The organism is Burkholderia sp. BCC0097, assembly GCF_902832985.1.
Lineage (GTDB): Bacteria > Pseudomonadota > Gammaproteobacteria > Burkholderiales > Burkholderiaceae > Burkholderia > Burkholderia orbicola.
In genome coordinates this window covers 82,861-104,565 of the sequence record NZ_CADFDM010000015.1, presented here as the reverse complement: position 1 = coordinate 104,565, position 21,705 = coordinate 82,861, and the positions used below count along the sequence as shown (strand labels likewise).

General features: G+C 67.2%; 17 protein-coding genes. 8 read left to right on the top strand and 9 right to left on the bottom strand.

Annotated features, from left to right (window positions below; all coding sequences use genetic code 11):
- The first annotated feature begins 309 nt into the window (after positions 1-309).
- The 3 genes from HWX07_RS34960 (at position 310) to HWX07_RS34950 (ending at position 4,787) form a co-directional block, all read left to right on the top strand.
- The gene (locus HWX07_RS34960; protein WP_175879303.1) at positions 310-1,848 is read left to right on the top strand and encodes a TIGR04222 domain-containing membrane protein; all 1,539 of its coding nucleotides are present in this window, start codon (positions 310-312) and stop codon (positions 1,846-1,848) included.
- A 209-nt stretch (positions 1,849-2,057) separates the two neighbouring features.
- Positions 2,058-4,031: a tetratricopeptide repeat-containing glycosyltransferase family protein gene (locus HWX07_RS34955; RefSeq protein WP_175879302.1), complete on the top strand. Its 1,974-nt coding sequence runs from the start codon at positions 2,058-2,060 to the stop codon at positions 4,029-4,031.
- Positions 4,032-4,124: 93 nt separating this feature from the next.
- Positions 4,125-4,787, top strand: a complete 663-nt coding sequence (locus HWX07_RS34950; protein WP_175879301.1) for an acetyltransferase — start codon at positions 4,125-4,127, stop codon at positions 4,785-4,787.
- A 10-nt stretch (positions 4,788-4,797) separates the two neighbouring features.
- Here HWX07_RS34950 and vioA read toward each other — a convergent pair whose 3' ends face one another.
- The 5 genes from vioA to HWX07_RS34925 form a co-directional block, all read right to left on the bottom strand.
- Complete coding sequence (gene vioA, locus HWX07_RS34945; RefSeq protein WP_175879300.1) at positions 4,798-5,940, bottom strand: dTDP-4-amino-4,6-dideoxy-D-glucose aminotransferase VioA; 1,143 nt, start codon at positions 5,938-5,940, stop codon at positions 4,798-4,800.
- A gap of 28 nt (positions 5,941-5,968) precedes the next feature.
- Positions 5,969-8,320, bottom strand: coding sequence for a tetratricopeptide repeat protein (locus HWX07_RS34940; protein ID WP_175879299.1), 2,352 nt, complete (start codon positions 8,318-8,320; stop codon positions 5,969-5,971).
- A 258-nt stretch (positions 8,321-8,578) separates the two neighbouring features.
- A complete protein-coding gene (locus HWX07_RS34935; RefSeq protein WP_034174307.1) occupies positions 8,579-8,878 on the bottom strand; it encodes a flagellar protein FliT in 300 nt (99 codons plus the stop codon).
- A gap of 25 nt (positions 8,879-8,903) precedes the next feature.
- The gene (fliD, locus tag HWX07_RS34930) at positions 8,904-10,412 is read right to left on the bottom strand and encodes a flagellar filament capping protein FliD (protein WP_175879298.1); all 1,509 of its coding nucleotides are present in this window, start codon (positions 10,410-10,412) and stop codon (positions 8,904-8,906) included.
- Between the two features lie 132 nt (positions 10,413-10,544).
- Positions 10,545-11,702, bottom strand: a complete 1,158-nt coding sequence (locus tag HWX07_RS34925; protein WP_078040585.1) for a flagellin — start codon at positions 11,700-11,702, stop codon at positions 10,545-10,547.
- A 529-nt stretch (positions 11,703-12,231) separates the two neighbouring features.
- Between HWX07_RS34925 and rpsU the strand changes: the two genes are divergently transcribed.
- Positions 12,232-12,444: a 30S ribosomal protein S21 gene (rpsU, locus tag HWX07_RS34920; RefSeq protein ID WP_006401410.1), complete on the top strand. Its 213-nt coding sequence runs from the start codon at positions 12,232-12,234 to the stop codon at positions 12,442-12,444.
- Between the two features lie 154 nt (positions 12,445-12,598).
- On the opposite strand, the gene HWX07_RS34915 is transcribed toward rpsU, so the two are convergent.
- Positions 12,599-14,722 carry a TonB-dependent receptor gene (locus tag HWX07_RS34915; RefSeq protein WP_175879297.1) on the bottom strand — a complete coding sequence of 708 codons (2,124 nt, stop codon included), beginning with the start codon at positions 14,720-14,722 and terminating at the stop codon, positions 12,599-12,601.
- Positions 14,723-14,951: 229 nt separating this feature from the next.
- Here HWX07_RS34915 and HWX07_RS34910 point away from each other — a divergent pair, with 229 nt between their 5' ends.
- Positions 14,952-16,190, top strand: a complete 1,239-nt coding sequence (locus HWX07_RS34910) for a PepSY-associated TM helix domain-containing protein (protein ID WP_175879296.1) — start codon at positions 14,952-14,954, stop codon at positions 16,188-16,190.
- 91 nt (positions 16,191-16,281) lie between these two features.
- Here the strand turns inward: HWX07_RS34910 and HWX07_RS34905 are convergent, their stop codons facing one another.
- Complete coding sequence (locus HWX07_RS34905) at positions 16,282-16,884, bottom strand: DNA-3-methyladenine glycosylase I (RefSeq protein WP_006477342.1); 603 nt, start codon at positions 16,882-16,884, stop codon at positions 16,282-16,284.
- Between the two features lie 142 nt (positions 16,885-17,026).
- On the opposite strand from HWX07_RS34905, the gene HWX07_RS34900 reads away from it, so the two are divergent.
- Together HWX07_RS34900 and HWX07_RS34895 are read left to right on the top strand one after the other, a co-directional pair.
- Positions 17,027-17,908: a BadF/BadG/BcrA/BcrD ATPase family protein gene (locus HWX07_RS34900; protein ID WP_175879295.1), complete on the top strand. Its 882-nt coding sequence runs from the start codon at positions 17,027-17,029 to the stop codon at positions 17,906-17,908.
- A 139-nt stretch (positions 17,909-18,047) separates the two neighbouring features.
- Complete coding sequence (locus tag HWX07_RS34895; protein WP_034174310.1) at positions 18,048-18,872, top strand: Cof-type HAD-IIB family hydrolase; 825 nt, start codon at positions 18,048-18,050, stop codon at positions 18,870-18,872.
- Positions 18,873-19,012: 140 nt separating this feature from the next.
- Here the strand turns inward: HWX07_RS34895 and aqpZ are convergent, their stop codons facing one another.
- Positions 19,013-19,756, bottom strand: a complete 744-nt coding sequence (aqpZ, locus tag HWX07_RS34890) for an aquaporin Z (RefSeq protein WP_175879294.1) — start codon at positions 19,754-19,756, stop codon at positions 19,013-19,015.
- Between the two features lie 299 nt (positions 19,757-20,055).
- Between aqpZ and HWX07_RS34885 the strand changes: the two genes are divergently transcribed.
- Positions 20,056-20,352, top strand: a complete 297-nt coding sequence (locus HWX07_RS34885; RefSeq protein ID WP_006489320.1) for an H-NS histone family protein — start codon at positions 20,056-20,058, stop codon at positions 20,350-20,352.
- Positions 20,353-20,463: 111 nt separating this feature from the next.
- Here the strand turns inward: HWX07_RS34885 and HWX07_RS34880 are convergent, their stop codons facing one another.
- Positions 20,464-21,528, bottom strand: a complete 1,065-nt coding sequence (locus HWX07_RS34880; RefSeq protein WP_034174312.1) for a glycosyltransferase family 4 protein — start codon at positions 21,526-21,528, stop codon at positions 20,464-20,466.
- Positions 21,529-21,705 lie beyond the last annotated feature (177 nt).

Genomic DNA, 21,705 nt, shown 5'->3' with positions numbered 1-21,705 from the left:
TTGCGAGTCGTGTAAGGCTTTGATTTTTAAAGGCTCCCGGTGTGCCGGTAAAGCTCCGAAGGCAGGGGTTGCTGGTTCGATCCCAGCCGGGCGCGCCAAATAGCCTGATTCCAGGCGTCGAATTTCCCGATCCGTTTTTCCGCAGTAGTTCGAACGTGGTGTCACCGCACGGACGTATCGGCATCGCGTCGTCATTTCCCGCACCGGGTCCCACGCTAGTTCCCCGCCTTTCCGTTGTGCGAGAATCGCCCGCAACGACAACTCCAAGCGTCGATCGCGGCGGCCGTCCGCGCATCGCGCCGACTCCCGATGGCTGCCATTCCGTCCACCTCGACCGCAGTCGCCGCCTGCCCGCTGACCGATGCGCAGCAGGCGCTGCTCGCGCGTCTGCATGCGTATTCCCCCGACGATCCGCACGCGCCGCTGCCGTACAGCTGGCGCCTCGCCGAAGCCGAAGGCTGGTCGCACGACCACGCGCTGGCCGTGATCGACGAATACAAGCGCTTCGCGTTTCTCGCGCAGGCGGCCGGGCATCCGGTCACGCCGTCGGTCGCGGTCGATGCCGCGTGGCATTTCCATCTGCAATACACCCTCGAATACTGGGACGTCTTCTGCGCCGACGTGCTGCGCGCACGGTTGCACCATATGCCCGGTACCGGCGCGCCCGACGAGGCCGCCGTGTACACGCAGCGCTACCGCGACACGCTCGACAGCTATCGTCGGCTGTTCGGCTGCGAGCCGCCGGCAGCGATCTGGCCTCGTTCGGTCGACCGGACGGCCGAGGCCGAGGCGCAGCAGCCCGAGCGCATGGCCGCCGTGGCGCCGCGCCGCGCATGGCGCGACCGTCTGCCGAAGCTCGTATGGCCGGCGGCGGCCGCGAGCGTCGCCGCGACCTGCGCATCGGCGCAGGATCTCGACGTGCTGGACTACACAGGGCCGCAGTTTCTCGCGTTCTACGTGCCGCTTTGCGTCGTCGCATTGCTGGTGATCGTCTGTTTGCAGCAGATCGAATACCGTTGCCGGCGCAGGACCGTACTCACCCGTGAAGCGATGCCGGACCTGACACCCGAGGAGGCCGCGTACGTCGCGGGCGAGGAGTCGCGGGTCGTGCAGGTCATGACGCTGTCGCTGATCCAGGCGGGCGCGATCGACCTGAGGATGGCCGGTCGGCTGGGTGTTCGTGTACAGATTCGCGATGCGGCGCGTGCGGGTGATTACGCGGACGAGTGCGAATGGCTAGGCGCGCAACCGGGCGGGGAGGCGAGCTTCGGTGCGTTCCGCCAGCTTCTCGCGCGCCGGGCGTCCAGATATGCCAATGCGGTGCGTCGGCGCGACTGGCTGTGGGCACCCGGCGAGATGCGTACGGCGTGGCTCGTTGCGCGAGCGATCGTGCTGGTCGTGCTCGGAACAGGCGCGGCGAAACTCGCGATCGGGTTGAGTCGCGGCCGACCGGTGCTGCTGCTCGGCATCAGCATGGCGGGGTTCGCGATCGCCTACGGTATCGTCGTGCGGCATATGATCGGTTTCGGGCGGGGTGGGCTGTCGGTCGGCGGGCAGGCGACGCTTGCCGCCAACCGGAACGATCGCCGGGACGAACGCAGTACGCCGGATGATCTGCTGTGGGCAACCGCGCTGTTCGGCGCAGGTGCGCTGGCTGGCACCGCGTGGGCGATGCATGCGAGCGCGTTGATGGAGCCGCCGCCGCTGGCGGCCGCCGCGCGCGCCGGCGGATCGACCGGGTCGTCTGGCAGCGATTCGAGCACCATCGGGTCGAGCTGCAGTTCGTCGAGTTCGTGCAGTTCCAGCTCGTGCAGTTCGAGCAGTTGCGGCGGATGTTCGTCGAGCTGAGCGGACGGCCGGTGTCGTTCAGCGAGGCCCCGCCACGCGCGAGGCGGCAGGCCCATTGCTCCGAATAGCCGGGCGGAATGGGCTCAGATCGCCGTATTGCGTGCAGGCCTGCTTGGGTAACCTGTCAATCGACGCTATCCGTGCTGAAACGGTCGCCCGGGCGCGGCACGCGTCGCGCATGCCGTGCGCCGCCGCGCCGGCCGGACGCAATGACTGTCCGCCGCTTTGCCCAGCCTTTCATGACGACGCCTGCCTCCGACGCTTTCGCGCCTGTTCAACACGCCGCGACCCTCTGCCAGAACGGACAGTTTGCCGACGCGCTCTCGCGCGTTGCGCCATTGCTCGACGCGCCTGCGGTGGACGCCGCGGCGCTGCACGTCGCGGCCGTATGCGCGCTCGGTCTGAACCGACTGGCGGATGCCGAGGCGTGGTGGCGGCGCGCGATCGATGCGATGCCGGCGTTCGACCCTCCCTATGACGGCCTTGGTGCGCTGCTGGTGTCGCAGGGCCGCTTGCCCGAAGCCGAAGCGCTGCTGCGTCGGCAGCTCGCCTCCATCACGCCGTTGCGCGCGTCGCACCATCACCGGTTCGGCAAGGTGCTCGAAGCACTCGGCCGGCTCGACGAGGCCGAACAGGCGTTCGGGCAGGCGCTGCTGATCGAGCCGCGGTCGCCCGACGTGCTGACCGATCTCGGCAACCTGCTTCGCATCCTCGTGCGGCCGGCGGAGGCGGAGCTCGCGTACCGGCTCGCGATCGCCGTTCGCGCCGATCATGTACTCGCGCACGCGAATCTCGGCGCGATCCTCGTCGACATGCAGCGGCTGCCGGAAGCGGAGTCGGCCAGCCGACAGACCCTCGCACTGTGTCCCGATCATCCGGAAGCGCATTACAACCTCGGCGTCGCGCTGCAGAACCTCGATCGCCTGCCCGAAGCGGAAGCGGCCTATCGCGACGCCATCCGCTGCCGGCCCGGCCTGCCGCAGCCACACAACAATCTCGGCTGCGTCCTGCGTGCGCAGGGCCGCCACGACGAAGCGGCCGTCGCGTTCACCGACGCGCTGGCGCTCGCGCCGCAGATGGCCGAGGTGCACTACAACCTCGGCACGACCTTCGCGCATGCGGGCCGCCTCGACGAAGCCGAACGCGCATACCGTCGCGCGCTCGACCTGCGCGCCGACTATGACGACGCGCGCTTCGGGCTGGCGACGCTGCTGCTCAGCCGGGGACGATTCGAGGAAGGCTGGCGCCGCTACGAATCGCGCTACGAGCAGTCGACGTTCGTGCACCGCCGAACCCGCGAGGTACTGCGGTGCGCGCAGTGGCAAGGCGAGCCGCTAGCCGGCAAGACGCTGCTCGTGTGGCAGGAGGACGGCCTCGGCGACATGCTGCAGTTCAGTCGGTATTTCGCGGAATTTCGCGTGAGGCGGGCGGCGCGGGTGGTGTTCGCGTGCCAGCCGGCGCTGCATCGGCTGATGGAGACGGTCGACGGTGTCGACGCGGTGCTCGATCACGAGGCGGCCACCGTCCAGGCCGCGCAATTCGATTACTGGACGAGCCTGTTGAGCGCGCCGATGCACGCGGGCACGACGCTCGACACGATCCCGCCGCCGGTGCGGTTCGTACCCGATCCGGCACGCGTCGCGCACTGGGGCGCGCGCCTCGCTGCGCTGCCGGCCGGCCCGCGCGTCGGCCTTGTATGGAAAGGCAATCCGAAGCATCACAACGACGCGCACCGTTCGCTGCCGTCACTGGCATTGCTGACACCGCTATGGAGCGTGCCGGGCGTGAATTTCGTGAGCCTGCAGAAAGGGCAGGGCGAGGACGAAGCGCGCCAGCCGCCGGGCGGGTTGCCGTTGCTGCACCTGGGCTCGGAGCTCGACGATTTCGCCGATACGGCCGCGATCGTCGCGCAACTCGATCTCGTGGTGTGCGTCGACACGTCGACCGCGCATCTGGCCGCATCGCTCGGCAAGCCCTGCTGGGTGCTGCTGCCGAATCAGGACGTGGACTGGCGGTGGATGCACGACCGTGAGGATTCGCCTTGGTATCCGGGCACGGTGCGGCTGTTCCGGCGTGGGCGCGGCGACAGCTGGATTCAAATGGCCGAGCGGCTGCGGGAGGCGTTTGCCGCGCATTTCTCTGCCGCATGCGTGACGGCGGACGAAACGGCGCATGGCGTTTGACATGACGGCGCGCGCGGCACGGGCGCGGCGACACGGCATACTGCACGAAACGCGACCCGGATGCCGCTGCTTATCAGTTCAATCGAGGCCCTTGTGGAAAACATCGTCATCGTCGGCTCTTCCGGTCACGCCAAGGTCGTGATCGACATCGTTGAACAAGCCGGCCGGTACCGGATCGCCGGGCTGATCGATTCCTTTCGCCCCCCCGGCGAGGAGACGCTCGGCTACGCGGTGCTGGGCGCCGAGCGCGACTTGCCGCAACTGGTCGACAAACACGGGATCGCCGGGCTGTTGGTCGCCATTGGCGACAATCATGCACGCGAGAACGTGACGGCTGGTCTCGCGGCGCTCGTGCCGGGCTTGCCGTGCGTGTCGGCGGTGCATCCGGCGGCGCGCGTCGGCAAGGCGTCGACGATCGGCGCGGGCACGGTCGTGATGGCCGGTGCGGTGATCAACCCGAGCTGCGCGATCGGCGAAGGATGCATCGTCAACACGAATGCGTCGCTCGATCACGACGGTGTGATGGAGGATTTCTCGAGCCTCGCGCCCGGCGTCGTCACGGGCGGCAACTGCCGGATCGGTCGCGGCGCGGCGATCGGCCTCGGCGCGCTGCTGCGGCACCGGATTGCGGTCGGCGAGCACAGCGTCGTTGGCGCGGGTGCGCTCGTCCTGCACGACGTCGAGCCGTACACGGTGGCGTACGGCAATCCGGCGCGCCGGATCCGTGCGCGCGCGGCGGGCGACCGTTACCTGTAGACGCGGCGCGTCAGAAGACGATCAGCTCGACGATGCGGCGGACCATGTCGTCGCTGAGCGCCGGGTAGATCGGCAGGCACAACACCTTGCGCGCGGCCTCCGTGGCGACGGGCAGATTGTCGCGGCTGGCGGACGGCAGCCCGCGGTACATCGGAAATTCCGAAATCAGCGGATGGAAATAGCGGCGCGCGTACACGTCGTAGTCGCGCAGCTTCTGGTACAGCGCATCGCGGTCGAGCGGATAGTCTTCGTCGACGAGGATCGCGAAATACGCATGGTTCGCAACGGTCTGGCCGCCGAGCGGCACGCAGCGGATGCCGCGCACGTCGGCGAGCAGCGTGCGGTACAGCGCGTCGATCTCGCGGCGGCGCGCGAGTGCGCCGTCGATATGCTGCAACTGCAGCATCCCGAACGCGGCGTTGATTTCGCTCATCTTGCCGTTGATGCCGGGCGCGACGACCGTGACTTCATCGACGAAACCGAAGTTCTTCAGGTGATCGATCCGCTGCTTGGTCTTCGCGTCGGGGCAGATGATCGCGCCGCCCTCGAACGTGTTGAACACCTTCGTCGCGTGAAAGCTCAGCACCGACAGGTCGCCGTGCGCGAGCACGCTGCCGTCGGCGTTCTGCACGCCGAACGCATGCGCGGCGTCGTAGATCACGCGCAGGTTGTAGTTGTCGGCGATCTTCTGGATCGCGTCGACGTCGCACGGATTGCCGTAGCAATGCACGGGCATGATCGCGGTGGTCTGCGGCGTGATCGCCGCCTCGATGCGTGCGGGGTCGAGATTGAGCGTGCCGGGCGCGACGTCGACGAATACCGGCTTGATGCCGTTCCACAGCAGCGAATGGGCGGTCGCGACGAACGAGTACGGCGTCGTGATCACCTCGCCGGTGATGCGCAGCGCCTGCAGCGCGGTGACGAGCGCAAGGGTGCCGTTCGCGAACAGCGACAGGTACGGCACGCCGAGATAGTCGCACAGCGCACGCTCGAACTGCTGGTGAAACGGGCCGCCGTTCGTCAGCGTGCGGCTCTCCCAGATTTTCTCGAGATACGGGAGGAATTCCGCGAGCGGCGGCAGGTGAGGTTGCGTGACGTAGATGCGTTCGTGCGGCAGTTGCGCGACGGACGATGCAGGCAGGCTGGCGGTCATGATGGTCTCTCTCGATAACGCGCGGCGTTCAGGCCTCGGCCGCGGCCGGTGCGGTCGCCACGTCGTCGAACAGCGGCGTGTCGAATGCGGTGACGGGCTCTCCCGCGCACCAGCGGGTCCACATCGTGCGCAGCGCGGACGACAGCCCGGCCGCGACGACGGCCGGCCGGAACGCGGCGGATTGCCCGCAGCGCGCGCGCAGGCCGGCGCGAAGCGCCTGCAGCGCGGCGGTGTCGCGGCCCAGCGCCAGCGCTTTCGCGACGAAGTCGTCCTCGTCCGTCGCGATGTACGCATCGAGCCCGACGTGCTGCAGCCACCCCGCGCTACCGCGCCCGGCCATCGTCGCGCCGGGGATCGTCACGGTCGGCACGCCCATCCATAGCGCATTCAGCGTGGTCGTCGACCCCGTATACGGGAACGTGTCGAGACAGAGATCGACGCCGTGGTGCTGTTGCATGTAGACCGGGATGTTCGAGCGCCGGTGGAATGTCAGACGGCCGACATCGATGCCCGCCGCAGCGAACCACTGGGTCAGGGTGTGTTGGTCGCCGGCATTGCCGATTGCGCCGAGCGCCATGCGAGCGGTCGGATCTGCATGCAATACGCGCGCCCAGACCTCAATGACGTGCGGGCTCAGCTTGTTCAGGCGGTTGAAGCTGCCGTAAGTCGTATAGCCGTTGTGCCGTGCCGGCAGCAGGTTGACCGGCGGGCAGTTGGGCGGCGGCATGAACGGCGCGATCGCCGGCAGCCGGACGATCTGCTCGACGAACTGGTCTTCGAACGCGCCGTGCGGCGCGACGAAGCGGTCCGACAGGTAATAGTCCATCTCGGCGAGGCCGGTCGTGGCCGGATAGCCGATCCACGACGCCTGCACCGGCGCCGCGCGCTGCGCCAGCGCGACGAGCCGGTTGCGACCGGTATGGCCCGACAGGTCGATCACGATGTCGAGCCGGTCATTGCGCAGGCGTTCGAGGAAGGCCTGGTCGCTCATGCCGGCGACGTTGCGCCAGCACGTCGCGTGGGCCTTGAAACGATCGGAGGTTGCATCTTCCTCGACGTGGTTGTGATAGAAGTGCATCGCGATGCCGGTGTCTGCTGCGAGACGCTCGATCACGGGCACAGCGTAGGAGGCGACTGCGTGGTTGAACAGGTCGCCCGACACGAAACCGACCCGCAACTGGCGCGCAGGATCGCGCGGATTCGAGAACGCAGCCGTGCGCTTGCGCTTGTGGTTGTCGTACCGCTGGCCGAACTTGCGGTGCTCCGCGACGAGCATCTCCGGATCGAAGTCGCTGCTGTGCGCGATACAGAAGAGCATGCTGCTGTGGGTCACGTTGTCGGTCGGGTCGATTTCGATCGCTCGCCGCAGCCAGCCGAGTGCCTCCTGTGTCGCACCCTGTTCGAGCAGCACGAATCCTAGCGTGCCGTTCGGGGCGGCAAGGCCGGGTGCGAGTTCGACCGCACGCCGGCAGGCGGCGATCGCTTCCTCGGGGCGACGCAGCGCGAAAAGGACGAGACCGTGGATCCGTAACCCCTCCGGATGGTCTGGCCGGAGCTCAAGCAGGCGTCGGCACTGTTCGTCGGCTTCCGCAAGACGGCTCATTACCCGCAGCGTATCGGCTAGCAGGATGCGCACGAGCACTTCGTCCGGCAGCAATTCGACCGCGCGCAGACCGGCGTCGATCATCTCTGCATAGCGACCGTCCTTGTGCAACGATGCGGACAGCGCGCGCCAGCATGCGCCGTCGTCCGGATAATCGGCGGCAAGCCGTTGCGCAAGCGTAGTAGCTTCCGCGTACTTGCCTTTGCCGAAAAGCGCGGCGTGCTTCTGGAGCAAATTCTGTGGGGCTCGGGGCGCCGGTTTGCCGGCGCTCTCGCGCACTGGCGCAGTGGCTGCGGTTTCCTTGATGATCGCCGCTTCGATGTCACTGGAGGCTGCAGTTGCGGCCGCTGCGGTCGGGAGCACCGAATCGGGCATCGCCATTTGCGCGATCAGCCCATCGAGTGCGGGGCCGCGCACACCGCGCTGCTGCGCGAGCTCGACGGCGATCCACGCCGCGGGTGTCTGCCCGCTGCGGTGCAGTGCATGGATGTAGCTGACCCAGTAGTAGCCGTTGGTCGGATTCGCGCCGAGCGCGGCTTCGAAATGCGGCACCGCGTCGGCCGGTTGACCCGTATCGACCAGCAGCACCGCGAGGTTGTAATGCGCGTCGCCGTGCGCGGGCACCGCGTCGAGGATGGCCTCGTACAGTGCCCGGGCGTCATCGAACGCGCCGCTGCGCTGGCGCTCGAGCGCGTTGTCCATGACGAGCGCAATGTCCTGCGCAAGCTGCTGTTCGGGCGTGAGCGGGGCGGAGGCGGGCAGTTCGGTCGAGAACATGATGAAATCTGCGGAAAGTCGGTCGATACCATTATGGGTAGCGTGCCGTCGCGCCGATGCCGCGAGGTGACGGGAAAAGCCCGGTCAGTTTGGCCGATTGAGCGGTCGGCCGAGGCCGGGACGGTGCGGCTGGCGACGCCCAAAAAAACGCCCGCACGAGGCGGGCGGGGAGGCGAACGAGCACGCCCTCACATCAGCGTGTAGTTCTTGTTGTCGGATTGGCGGCGCGTGCGTATCGAGCACGCCGCGCGGCGGGTCTTAACGGTTCGCGATGCTCTGGTACTGGCCGACGGCCTGCACGCGGCTCATTGCCGCCTGGTATTCGTCGGTCAGCTCCTGCTGCGCGCGTTGCGCGTCGGCGAAGATCCGGTCGTTGCTGGCCTGCATGCGGCGGATCGCGGCGATGCCGACGGGCGGCTGGTCGGTGGAGAGCAGCGCGACGAGCGACCCGCGCGCATCGACGAGGCGCACGGCCTCGATCCAGTCGGCCATCGCGGCCGCGTGTTCGATCGCATCGGTGAACGCGTCGATCTGCGCAATCAGTTCGGTCTGTTCCATCTGGGCTCTCCTGTCCGGCTAGCGGTCAGCTCTTGTTGTTCGCCAGCGCGCCGCCGCTGTTCGCGCCGCCGAACAGCTGGGTCAAGTATTGCGAGTTGCTGTTCATCGTCGCCATCAGCGTGTTGAGCGCGGTGAACTGCGCCTGGTACTGGCTCGTGAGCTGGGCTGCGTAGTTCGACAGCGTCGTCTGCTGCTGGGCGACGTTCTTCAGATCGTTGCTGAGCGCGGTAGTACGCGCGGCGATCAGTCCGTTCGTCTTCGTGTAGTTCGTGATGTTCGTCGTCAACTGCTCGCCGATCCCGTTGGTCGAGTTGAACAGCGACGCGACACCGGTCGGATTGTTCTGCAGCGCGCCGTTGAGCGCCGTGCTGTCGACCTTCAGCGTGCCGTCGGCCTGCAGCGTGACGCCGATCGACGCGAGGTTGACCGTCGAGCCGTTGCTGGTCACGCCGCTCGCGACGATCGACGCGAGTGCGTTCTTGATCGTGTTCAGCGTCGAGTCGCCGAGCAGCGGGCCTTGCGACGACGCGCCGGACGTGAAGCTCGACAGCGAGCCCATCGTCGTGACGAGCGTGTTGTAGAGCGTCGCAAAGTTGTTGATCGCGGCGGCCTGGGATTTCGTGTCGGTCGCGACCGTCAACGTTTGCGGCTGCGTGGCGCTGACGGCGGCGCTGGTCAGGTTCAGCGTGACGCCGGTGATCGCGCTCGTCACGGTGTTGCTCGCGCTGGTGCCGGCGATCCCGTTGATCGTGAAGGCGGCGTCCTGCGCGGCGGTGCTTTGTTTCCACGCTGCGCCGCTATTCGCGGACGTGATCGTCGACTGGCCGCCCGTCGTGCTGGCCGTCGACGTGACGCCGAGGCTGGACAGGCCGTTGTCGCCGGCGACGTTGCTGAGCGCGACGCCGATCGTGCTCGCCGCGCCGGTCGGCGTCGAGCTGAGCACGAGGTGGGCGCCGTCGCTGCCGTTGACGACCGACGCGACGATGCCCGGGTTCCCGGTCGCGGAGTTGATCGCGGCGGCGATGCCGGACAGCGTGTTGTTGGTGCCGTTCACATCGACCGAGAACGACTGGCTGCCGAGCGACAGCGTCATCGTGCCGGTGCCGAGCGCGGTCGACGCGCCGAACGCGGCCGACGACAGCGACTGCGACGTCGCGATCTGCGTGACGCCGACCGAATAGCTGCCGGCCACCGCGCCGGCGCCCGCGGTCGCGGTGAGGCCGGTGCCGCTCGCGGTCGCGGTGAAGGTGTTCTGCAGCGAGCCGTTCGACAGCGTCGTGAGGCTGGCCTGCAGTGCGCTCAGCGCGGCCGACAGCGCGCCGTACGCGGAAATCTGGGTGTTGTCGCTGCTTTGCTGCGCGTTGAGCGCGGCGGCCTGACCGGCGGTTTTCGCATTGACGAGTGCCGTCACGAGCGAGTTGACGTCCATCGACGAGTTGCCGGTCGAACCGCTGATGATCGATTGGGCAGCTTGCTGCAGCGCGCTGTTGGCCGAGTTGTTGGCGGCGGTGACGGCGGGATTGATCGTCGACATCGTAGTGCTCCGTGCGGCGGATGATCCGTGGAATTCTGGGTGAAGACCTGACGGCGGGGCAACGCCCCGCGCGCCAAGTGCCTGCGGCCGGGCCGCGCGTTATGCGGGGCCCGGCCGTGGGTTGCTACGCGATTACTGCAGGAGCTTCAGGACCTGCTGCGGCAGCGAGTTCGCCTGTGCGAGCACCGAGATGCCTGCTTGCTGCAGCACCTGGTTCTTCGACATGTTCGCGGTTTCCTGCGCGAAGTTCGCGTCGGTGATCTGCGACTGTGCCGACGACAGGTCGGTCGATTCTGCCTGCTGCGACGTGGCGATTGCCGTGAAGCGGTTTTGTGCCGCGCCGAGTGCCGCCTGCACGTTGTTCACCGTCTGCAGCGCGTTGTCGATCGACACCATCGCGACGTTCGCACCGCTGACGGTGCTGATGTCGAGGTTCGACACGGTTGCCGGCTTGTTGACGGCGTTGATTTGGGCAACTGCGTTCGAAATCGCGGTGAGCGATGCCGACGACATGCTGCTGCTGGTTGCGCTCGAGCTGATCGCGATCTGCGTGACGGTCGTGCCGTTGGATGCAGCAGCGGTCGACGTCGTAAAGATTGCCGATGCCGTTGCGCCCGTGATCGCCGTGCCGTTCTGGTCGGTGAACGTGAAGCCGCCCTTGCCGTCCGACGTCACGTTGACTGCCGTGATCACTGCACCCGACGACGTGTATTTGCCGGCGGAGTCGAGGCTCAGGCCCGTGACCGTGCCGACCGTCTGGCCGCTCTGAACGACGCCGCCGCCGATCTGCGCCGCCGACATGCTTTGGCTCAGGTCCAGCGAAATCGTCTGGCCGACGTTCGCGCCGACCTGGAACGACACGATGCCTGCGTTGCCGTTCAGAATGTTCGTACCGTTGTACGTCGTTTGCGACGCGATACGGTTCACTTCCTGGATCTGCTGCGAAACTTCCTGCTGCAGTGCTGCCTGGTCGGTCGTGGACATCGTGCCCGTCGACGCCTGGACGGCCAGCTGGCGGATACGCTGCAGGCTGTTCGTCAGCGACGACAGTGCGCTCGAAGCCGTCTGGATCATCGACACGCCGTCGTTGGCGTTCGACACGCCCTGGTTCAGACCGTTGATCTGGGTCTGCATCCGGGTCGAGATCGCGAGGCCTGCTGCGTCGTCCGCTGCGCTGTTGATGCGCTTGCCCGACGACAGGCGCGTGATGGCCTGGGACAGGGCGTTCTGCGAGCCGTTGAGGTTCTGCTGTGCAACCAGCGAGTTGATGTTGCTGTTAATTCCGAGCATGGAAAATCTCCTGTTTAAGCCGAAAGCCCTGGAAAGCCGTTTTGGCGTCGGCGGAAGCACTCGTTCATTGCTGGCCGCCTCAGAGCAGGATTTCGGCGCACCAAAACAAAACTTGAGGGGCACTTGGAGATTCGGCCCGATTTTTTATCCTTCTTTGTCATTTCGGACCGCCCCAGCGCGACGCCGGATTAAACGGGGGCAGAAACCGGCCCGATGCGGCTCCGCCACTCAGTCGTGACGCTGTGCACACACGACCGACAAAAGGGTGGTTTTGTCTGTGATTCCCTGCTATGATGGCGGGCTGAATTGAGATTTTCTGTCACGCCTTTGCCGGTTTCGGCATGTCTGCTGGCAGTCAAACGCGGCGCTGCACGCGGTTGTGAAGCGTACTCGCGGTGCTTTCCGCCTCTCTTTTCCGGCCTCCGAGGCCGTATTTCCGCTCGTTTCGCCTGTTGTGGGAACGCTCGGATGGCCGGTGCGTGGCGCTTGGCCGCTACGTTTTTGACCGTTTAAGCAATTTAGGAACGACATGACGACGATTCTTCTGAAAGAAAACGAGCCGTTCGAAGTGGCGATTCGCCGCTTTCGTCGCGCTATCGAAAAAAATGGCCTGATCGCTGAACTGCGTGAGCGCCAGTCTTACGAAAAGCCGACCGCAGTCCGCAAGCGCAAGAAGGCAGCAGCCGTCAAGCGCCTGCACAAGCGCCTGCGCAGCCAGATGCTGCCGAAGAAGCTCCACTAAGAGCGTCTGACGGTTCGCCGCGAAACGGCGGAGTGTGCCTCGAAAGAGGCCGCTCCGCCGTTTTGCTTTTGCGGGCCGGGAAAATCCCGAGGCCGACGGGCCGCGCGGCGGCGCCGGCCGGAGGCCTGCGGTATGCAGCCGCCGGCCGCCGCGTTCAGAAGTCGATCTTCGCGCTCAGGCTCACCGTGCGCGGATCGCCCGGCTTCACGTAGTCCGCGTACTGGTATTCCCAGTAACGGCGGTTCAGCACGTTGTCGATCGATGCGCGCAGCGTCACGTCGTGGCGGCCGACCCGCGTCAGGTAGCGCGCGCCGGCGTTGACGACGAGAAAGCCCGGCGCGTCGAGGCCGCCGGCCGCGCGCAGCGGCGTCGCGCCGGTGAATTTCGCGTCGACGCCGAGCGTCAGCCCCGGCACGCCCGGCACCGCATAGCCGAGGTCGCCCGCGAGTACGAAGCGCGGCGCGCCGGCGACACGGTTGCCGTTGTTGCCGATCCCGTTCGCGTACCACGCGTCGAGCAGCATCGCATCGACGCCCGCGTTCCAGTGCGCGCCGAATTTCGCGCGCGCGCCGACCTCGATCCCCTGAATGATCGATTCGCCATCCTGCACGTAGACGTTCGCGGCGTTCGCGTATTCGGCGCTGCGCTCGATGCGGAACAGCGCGGCCGTCGCACTCCAGCGCGCGTGCTCGCTCTTGATCCCCAGCTCGTACTGCTTGCTGCGCAGCGGCTTGAGCACCTGGCCCGCGTTCGCGTAGACGTCGTTCACGCGGCTGCCGGGCTCGAGCGACTCGGCGTAGCTCGCGTACGCGGTGGTCGTCGGCGCGAGCTTGAACATCACCGCGAAAGTCGGCGTCACCACGCCGTTCTGGCGGTAACCGGGGTCCTCGGCGCCGCTTGCCTGGAACGCGCGCTGTTCGTAGTTCATGTAGCGCACGCCGGCCAGCACCGACCAGCGCTCGGTCAACTGCACGGTGTCGCTCGCGAACAGCGATTTCTGCACGATCTCGCTCGTGCGGTACTGGATGAAGCCGTGCGGACTCTCGTAGCGGTATGGATTCGGCGCATAGAGGTTGCCGGCGCCCAGCGGCACGAACACGCTGTTCGCCGAATAGTCGTTCGCCTGCTTCTGCCACGACGCGCCGAGCACGATCTGGTGGCTGAAGGGGCCCGTGCGCACCTTGCCCTCGACCATCGCGCGCCATTGGCTGAAGCGGTGATCCTCCATGCCGACGTAGCGGCTGTCGGTGTAGTTGCCTGGGGCGTCCTGCAGGTACAGGGTGCTTTCGTTACGACGGCGAGTGGCCTTGCTGTAGCTGTACGCGACGTCGAGCTGCCAGTCCGGCGCGAGCTGGTATTGCAGCCCGGCCGTATAGAGCTGCAGGTTCGTGTTCAGGTACTGGTCCTTGCCGCCCAGGTTCGTCGACCCGCCGCTGATCGTGGCGGGCAGTGCGCCGCCCGGATAGCTGCCGGTGAAGATCGACGGCGTCTGGCCGGTCGTGCGGCGATCCTGGTACAGCGCACCGAACGACACGGAGAGGTCGCGCGTCAGGTTCGCCTGCAGTGCGAGCGACACGCTGTTCCGGCGGATGTTGCCGTCGTTGTACGTCTTGCCTTCCTCGTGCGTCGCATTCAGCCGCGCGCCGAACATGTCGTTCGGCCCGAAGCGCTGGCCGAGATCGACATGCTCGGTCCATACGTTGGTGCTGCGGTAGCTGATATCGACGCTGCGCACCGGCTCGGCGCCCGGCTGCTTCGTCACGTAGTTGACGACGCCGCCGGGCGTCACGAAGCCATACAGGAAGCCGCCGAGCCCCTTCAGCAGTTCGACGCGCTCGAGCTGCTCGTACGGCATCGTGATGCCGTACGTGACGAACGGCAGCCCGTCGATCTTGTAGCCGTTCTGCCAGTCGAGCTGCATGCCGCGCACGGTCATGTAGCTGGCCCACGCGCTGTACGCGCCGCTGTTGTCGGACACCGACGCGTCGTTCGCGAACACGTCGCCGAGCTTGTACGGCTGGCGCGCCTCGAGTTCTTCCGACGTGACGATCGTCGTCGAGAACGGCGTGTCCAGCTGGCGGCGGATGCCGAGCGCACCGGTCGAGATCGTGTCGGTCAAGTGTTGGGGTGAATCGTGCGCGGCCGTGATGTTCAGGGCAGGCAGGACCGCGGCGTCGCCGGATGAATCGTCCGCATGCGCGAGCGAGGCGGCAAGGCAGGCGAGGGCGGCGGCCACGCGGCGTGGACGGACAGGAGGGCGGGCAAGGCTGACGGTCATGGCGAGCGAGCAAAAATGCGATTAAGAATCATTCGCATTGAGTTAAAATGTCGCGCATCGTATCAAAACCCGCCCACCGCGCAACAATTCCATGCCGCGTACAAGGGCATCCGGCCTTGCCTGATCTGGCCGGGTGACCGTTGCGCGGCGCCCGACATCGAATGAACTGCCTCCCGTCGAATCGGGGCCGCCGCTCGTGCCGGCCCGCCTTCCTTTCGCTGCGCACGCGATGAATGCGTTCCTGCGACCGTTTCTCGTCCGCCTGCACCGTTGGTTCGGACTCGCCATCGCGCTGTTCCTGTTCGTCGCGGGGCTCACCGGCGCATTGATTGCGTGGGACCACGAGCTCGACGCGGCGCTGAACCCGGATTTCTATATCGCGCGCAGCGGCGCGGCGCCGCTCGCGCCGCTCGAACTCGCGGCGCGCATCGAGGCGGCCGATCCGCGCGTGCAGGTCACCTATCTGCCGCTCGCGGTCGAACCGGGGCACACGCTGCAGGCGGGCGTGATGCCGCGTACCGATCCGGCGACCGGCCAGCCGTACGCACTCGGTTTCAGCCAGATCGCCGTCGATCCCGCCACCGGTGCGGTGCAGGGCCGCCGCGAATGGGGCGCGCTGTCGCTCGCGCGGCTCGACCTGATGCCGTTCGTCTACCGGCTGCACTATTCGCTGTTCCTGCCCGTGTACGGCGGGATCAACTTCGGGTTCTGGGTGATGGGCGTCGTCGGCATCGTGTGGGCGATCGACAGCCTGATCGCGCTGGTGCTCGCGTTTCCGAACCTGAAAAGCTGGCGCAAGTCGTTCGCGTTCCGTGTGCGGCGCGGCGGCTATCCGCTCGTGTTCGACCTGCACCGCTCGGGGGGCGTGTGGGTGTGGGGGCTGCTGCTCGTCGTCGCGGTCACGTCGATCTCGATGAACCTTGCCGTTCCCGTCGTGCGCCCGTTGGTCTCGCTGGTGTCGCCGCTCGCGGAGACGCCGTACACCAATCCCGAGCATTTCCCGCCGGCCCCGGCGGGCAGCCAGGTGCTCCCGCGCGAGCGGATCGTCGAGATCGCCCGCTCGGCCGGCCGCGACGCGGGGATCACCGCGCCGCCGGGTGCGCTGCTGTTCGCTCCGGCGATGAACGCCTATGCGGTCGGGTTCTTCACGCCGGGCAACGACCATGGCGATGTCGGGCTCGGCAATGCGTGGCTGTACTGGAATGCGGTGACCGGCAAACCCGTCGCGGCGCAGGTGCCGGGCCGCGGTTCGGCTGGCGACCTGTTCATGCAGGCGCAGTTTCCACTGCACTCGGGGCGGATCGCCGGTGTCGCCGGACGTGTCGCCGTGAGCGTGCTCGGCATCGCGATCGCGATGCTGAGCGTAACGGGCGTCTGCATCTGGGTGAAGAAGCGCAGCGCACGCGGGCGGGCCGCGCGGAGCGCGCGGCCGGTCGTGCCGGCGTCGTCGTCGCGCGCCGCGCGGTAAGGGGCAGGCGGCAAACGGCAAGCACCAAGCGGACGGTGCTATCGCCGCAGGTCGGCGGCGCGGCACCGGCGCCGAGCTTGCCTCTGCGCCGTCAGCCCGCCTTGCGCCGGCGGGCCGGCTGCTTGCCGCCGAGCGCCGCGCATTGCGCGTGGCACGGGCAGCCGGCTTCGTGATCGTTGACCATGCCGGTCGCCTGCATCAGCGCATAGCAGATCGTCGAGCCGACGAACTTGCAGCCGTACGCCTTCAGCGCCTTGCTGAGCGCGTCGGACTGCTCGGTCGACGCGGGCGCGTCGCGGTATGACTGCCACGCATTCTGGACCGGCGTGTCGCCGACGAACGACCACAGGAACGCGGCGAGCGACCCATGCTCCTCGCGGATGCGCTGCACCGCGCGCGCGTTGGTCACCGCCGATTCGACCTTCGCGCGATTGCGCACGATGCCCGGGTTCTCCAGCAATTTCTCGATGCGCTTGGGCGTGAAGCGCGCGACCGCATCGACGTCGAAATCGGCGAACGCTTCGCGATAGCCCGCGCGCTTGTTCAGGATCGTCGACCACGACAGCCCGGCCTGTGCGCCTTCCAGGATCAGCATTTCGAACAGGTGGCGATCGTCGTGCGACGGCACGCCCCACTCGGTATCGTGATAGTGAGCGTCCGCTTCCGTCTTCACCCAGTTGCACCGCTGCGACATCGTCTGCCTCGTTTTCAGTGTCGATTCGATCGCGCCAGCATAGCGGAAGCCCTTTTGGCGGGATAGCAGGCCGAACGGCAGATGGGCGCACGGCGTCGATCCGGTTAAGCTTGGCGCCTGTTCGAATCAGCGGGATGAAGGCATGGCGGCATTACTTTTTGCGATCGGCATCGACGGCGGCGGCACGGGCACGCGCGCGGTACTGGCCGACCGGCACGGGCGCGAGCTCGCGCAGGGGCGCGGCGGCCCGTCGGGGCTCGGTCTCGGCATCGAGCGGGCATGGGCGTCGATCGGCGCGGCGTGCGCGGACGCGTTCACGCAGGCCGGTCTCGCGTTCGACTGGTCGCAGTGCGCGCTCGGCTGCGGGCTCGCAGGCGTCAACAACGCGGCGTGGCTCGCCGCATTCCGCGCGCAGGCGCCGCTCGGCGCGCTTGCGATCGAGAGCGACGCATACACGACCGTCGTCGGCGCGCATGGCGGCGCGCCTGGGCTCATCGTCGCGCTCGGCACCGGCAGCATCGCGGCGGCGCTCGACGCGGCCGGCGCGTGCCGGATCGCGGGCGGCTTCGGCTTCCCGTCCGGCGACGAGGCGAGCGGCGCGTGGCTCGGCGTGCGCGCGCTCGCCTACGCGCAACAGGCGCTCGACGGCCGCGTGCCGCGCGATGCGTTCGCCACGGCCCTGCTCGCGGAAACGGGCGCGCAGGATCGCGATGCGCTCGTCCAGTGGTCGTGCGACGCGAACCAGACGATCTATGCACGTCTCGCGCCGATCGTGTTCGCGCACCGCACCCATCCGGTCGCGCGCGCGCTGATCGCGCAGGCTGGCGACGAGATCGGCAAGATGATCGACGCGCTCGATCCGCAGCAGGCGTTGCCGGTCGCGCTGTGCGGCGGGCTGGCGGACGCGCTCGCGCCGGCCGTGCCGGCACGGCACGCCGCGCGGCTGCGCGCGCCGCTCGACGATTCGGCGCATGGTGCGCTGCGGCTCGCGCTCCAGGCGTTGCGGGCGGCGGAGGCGGGCTAAGCCAAGCCGAGCGGGGTGCCTACGGTGAATGCCGCAGCAGCATCGCGGGCGGCAACCGCCCGGCAACCGCCCGGCGCGCAACCGGGCACGACGTTAAAATGACGCTTCCTCCGTGCCCCGAGCGCCACTCTCCCGCCCCATGTACAAAGTCATCGCCACCGATCTCGACGGTACGCTGCTGAACAGCGACCACCAGCTCGACCCGTACACGATCGACACCGTTCGCCGGCTCGACCGCGACGGCGTGCAGTTCGTGATCGCCACGGGGCGCCACTATGCGGACGTCGCCGGCATTCGCGACGTGCTCGGCATCCGGCCGTACCTGATCACGTCGAACGGTGCGCGCGTGCATGCGCCGGACGACACGAAGATCCACGCGCAGGACATCGACGCAGCGATCGTGCGCAGTCTCGTGCAGCCGGCAGTCGTCGGCGCGCACGGCCGTGTGATCGTCAACCTGTTCACCAACGACGGCTGGCTGATCGACCGCGACGCACCGCACCTGCTCGAATTCCATCAGGATTCGGGCTTCCGGTACGACGTGATCGACATGGCCGCGCACGACGGCGCGGATATCGCGAAGGTGCTGTATATCGGCGAACCGGCCGATCTGGCGGTCGTCGCGGAGCAGATGCGCGTGCAGTTCGGCGACGCGTTGTACGTCACGTACTCGCTGCCCGACTGCCTCGAAGTGATGACCGCGAACGTGTCGAAGGGGCGCGCGCTGCGCGCGGTGCTCGCGCGGCTCGGCGTCGATGCCGGCCACTGCATCGCGTTCGGCGACAACATGAACGACATCGATCTGCTCGAAACCGCCGGTCATGCGTTCATGATGAACAACGCGAACCCCGATCTGATCGCGCGGCTGCCGCACATCCCGCGGATCGGCAACAACTTCGACGCGGGCGTCGCCCGCCATCTGCGCACGCTGTTCTCGCTGGAAGACGACGTCGTCGCGTCCTGAGCGTTCTGAGCGTCCGCCCCGGGCGCGTTTCCCGCGCGGAAATGAAAAACGGGCGCCAGGGGCGCCCGTCGAAATTACCTGCCTCGATGTTCTTCGACAGCGTGAGGCTCGCTGCTCTGCTCGCTTGACCCCGTAGTGTTTTATTCGCTTGTGCGAGCGGATGCCGGCAGCAGGTCGACGGCGTCGTCACGCCCGGCGACCAGCGGGTAGATGATCCCCGCGAGTACCGCGCCGATCAGCGGCGCGACCCAGAACAACCACAGCTGGCCGATCGCGTCGCCGCCCACGAACAGCGCCGGGCCGGTCGAGCGTGCGGGGTTCACCGACGTGTTGGTGACCGGAATCGAGATCAGGTGAATCAGCGTCAGGCACAGCCCGATCGCGATCGGCGCGAAGCCGGCCGGCACGCCGCGCTTGTCGGTCGCGCCGAGGATCACGAACAGGAAGAAGCCCGTCATCACGACTTCGGAGATGAACGACGCGGTGAGCGAATAGTGGCCGGGCGAGCGATCGCCGAAGCCGTTCGTCGCAAAGCCGCTGCCGACGACGTCGAAACCCGGCTTGCCGGTTGCGATCAGGTACAGCACGAAGGCGCCGAGCGTGGCGCCGACGACTTGCGCGACGATGTACGGCGCGAGATCGCGCGCCGGGAAGCGGCCGGCGACCGTCAGGCCGACGCTCACCGCCGGATTCAGGTGGCAACCCGAGATGTGGCCGATTGCGAATGCCATCGTCAGCACGGTCAGGCCGAAGGCGAGTGCGACGCCGGCAAAGCCGATGCCGAGGCCCGGAAAGGCGGCCGCCAGCACGGCGCTTCCGCACCCGCCGAGCACCAGCCAGAACGTGCCGAATACCTCTGCAGCGAGACGCTGAGAAAGATTCATGTAAGGACCTCGTCCAAGTGGGTTGAAGACTCCGGCCGACGCAACGAATTTATTTCGTCTTCCGGAATTGGTCTGGATTATAGGAAATGAATCGGGCTCGGGAGGGTAAACGATTGTTAAATTTGAATGGCTGACGAATGCCTTTTATTAGAATAAGTCCGCATTCTCGATATAGACGATTCGGTTAAAGATGGCAGCATTAATTTCGAAGGGCAGGGCGGCAGTGCGGATGACGTAACGGACGTTGGTGCCCCGGCCGGATTCGCCGGGGCCGCATCATCGAAAAGGGGAGTCGAAAAATGTCTCAATACGCGAAACTCAAGGCGCAGATCGCCGATCTGCAGGCCCAGGCGGACGACGTGCGCCGCCAGGAAGTGGCAGCGGTGATCGCCGATGTCCAGCGAATGATTGCCGAATATGGCCTGACGGCCCAGGACCTGGGCTTCGCGGAACGGGCGCGGCGCGGGCGTCCGCCGAAGAAGGCGCCATTGCCGCCTAAATACCGCGATCCGAAGTCGGGTGCAACCTGGAGTGGGCGCGGCAAGCCGCCGAATTGGATCGTCGGCAAAAACCGCGATCGTTTCCTGATCGAGTGACCGAAGGCCAAATGGAAAGAGCCGCATCGACGATGCGGCTCTTTTGTTTTGCGCGTTTTGCGCGCCGATTTCGGCGCGGATTTACGGCCTATTTCAGCGCGGATTTCCGCGTCAGGCGCCCGCGACCCGGCGCAATGCCGGTTGCCGGGTTGCCGCGCAAAGCGATTCGTACGTTTCGACGTAACGCTGCGCCATTGCCTTCGAGCTGAAACGCGTGTCGAAACGCTCGCGGATCGCGGTGCGCGACAGGCTGTCGATCCGGTGCAGCGCGCCGACCGCGCCCTGCACGTCCTCGACGATGAAGCCGGTCACGCCGTCCTCGATCACTTCCGGCACGGAGCCGCGGTTGAACGCGACGACCGGCGTGCCGCAGGCCATCGCCTCGATCATCACCAGGCCGAACGGCTCCGGCCAGTCGATCGGGAACAGCAGCGCCTTCGCGCCGGACAGGAACGCCGGCTTTTGCGCTTCGTTGATCTCGCCGATGAATTCGACGTGCGCCTGGCCGAGCAGCGGTTCGATCACTTCCTTGAAGTAGTCGGCGTCGGCCTTGTCGACCTTCGCCGCGATCTTCAGCGGCAGCCCGCTTTGCGCGGCGATGCGGATCGCGGTGTCGACACGCTTTTCGGGACAGATCCGGCCGAGGAACGCGAGGTATTCGGGCTTCACGTCGGGCTGCGGCGTGAGCAGCGTGTCGGGCAGCCCGTGGTACACGGTGCCGGCCCACGCGGCCTGTGGCAGCGGCTTGCGCTGGTTGTTCGAGATCGACACGACCGGCGAATCCGGGAACGCGTCGAACACCGGCTGCAGTTCCGGCAGGTCGAGGCGGCCGTGCAGCGTCGTCACGTACGGCGTGTCGAGGCGCGACATCAGCGGGAACGGCAGGTAGTCGAGGTGGAAGTGCAGCACGTCGAATTCGTGCGCGACCCGGGCGACCTGCTCGAGGAGCCGCATATGGGGCGCCATCGAATCGCGGACCGACGGGTCGAGCCGCAGCGCGCGCGGCCACGCCGCCTCGAGACGGGCCGACGTGACGGAGTCGCCGCTGGCGAACAGCGTCACGTCATGGCCGAGTTCGACGAGCGCCTCGGTGAGGTAGGACACGACACGCTCGGTGCCGCCGTAGAGTTTCGGCGGGACGGCTTCGTAAAGCGGCGCGATCTGGGCAATTCGCATGGATGTTCTCCTGTGTCGATCCGGGGCGCGATGGCGCCGAGGCGGATCCCGTACAAGGTTGCGGAACTTGCCGACGCACGCGGTTGGCGGTACGTGGCCGGGCCCTGGGCGGGTGCGCGGAGCGCCGGACGGCAAGCTGCGGGGCGGGCCGGCACGGCTCGCGCCGCCGCCCATTGG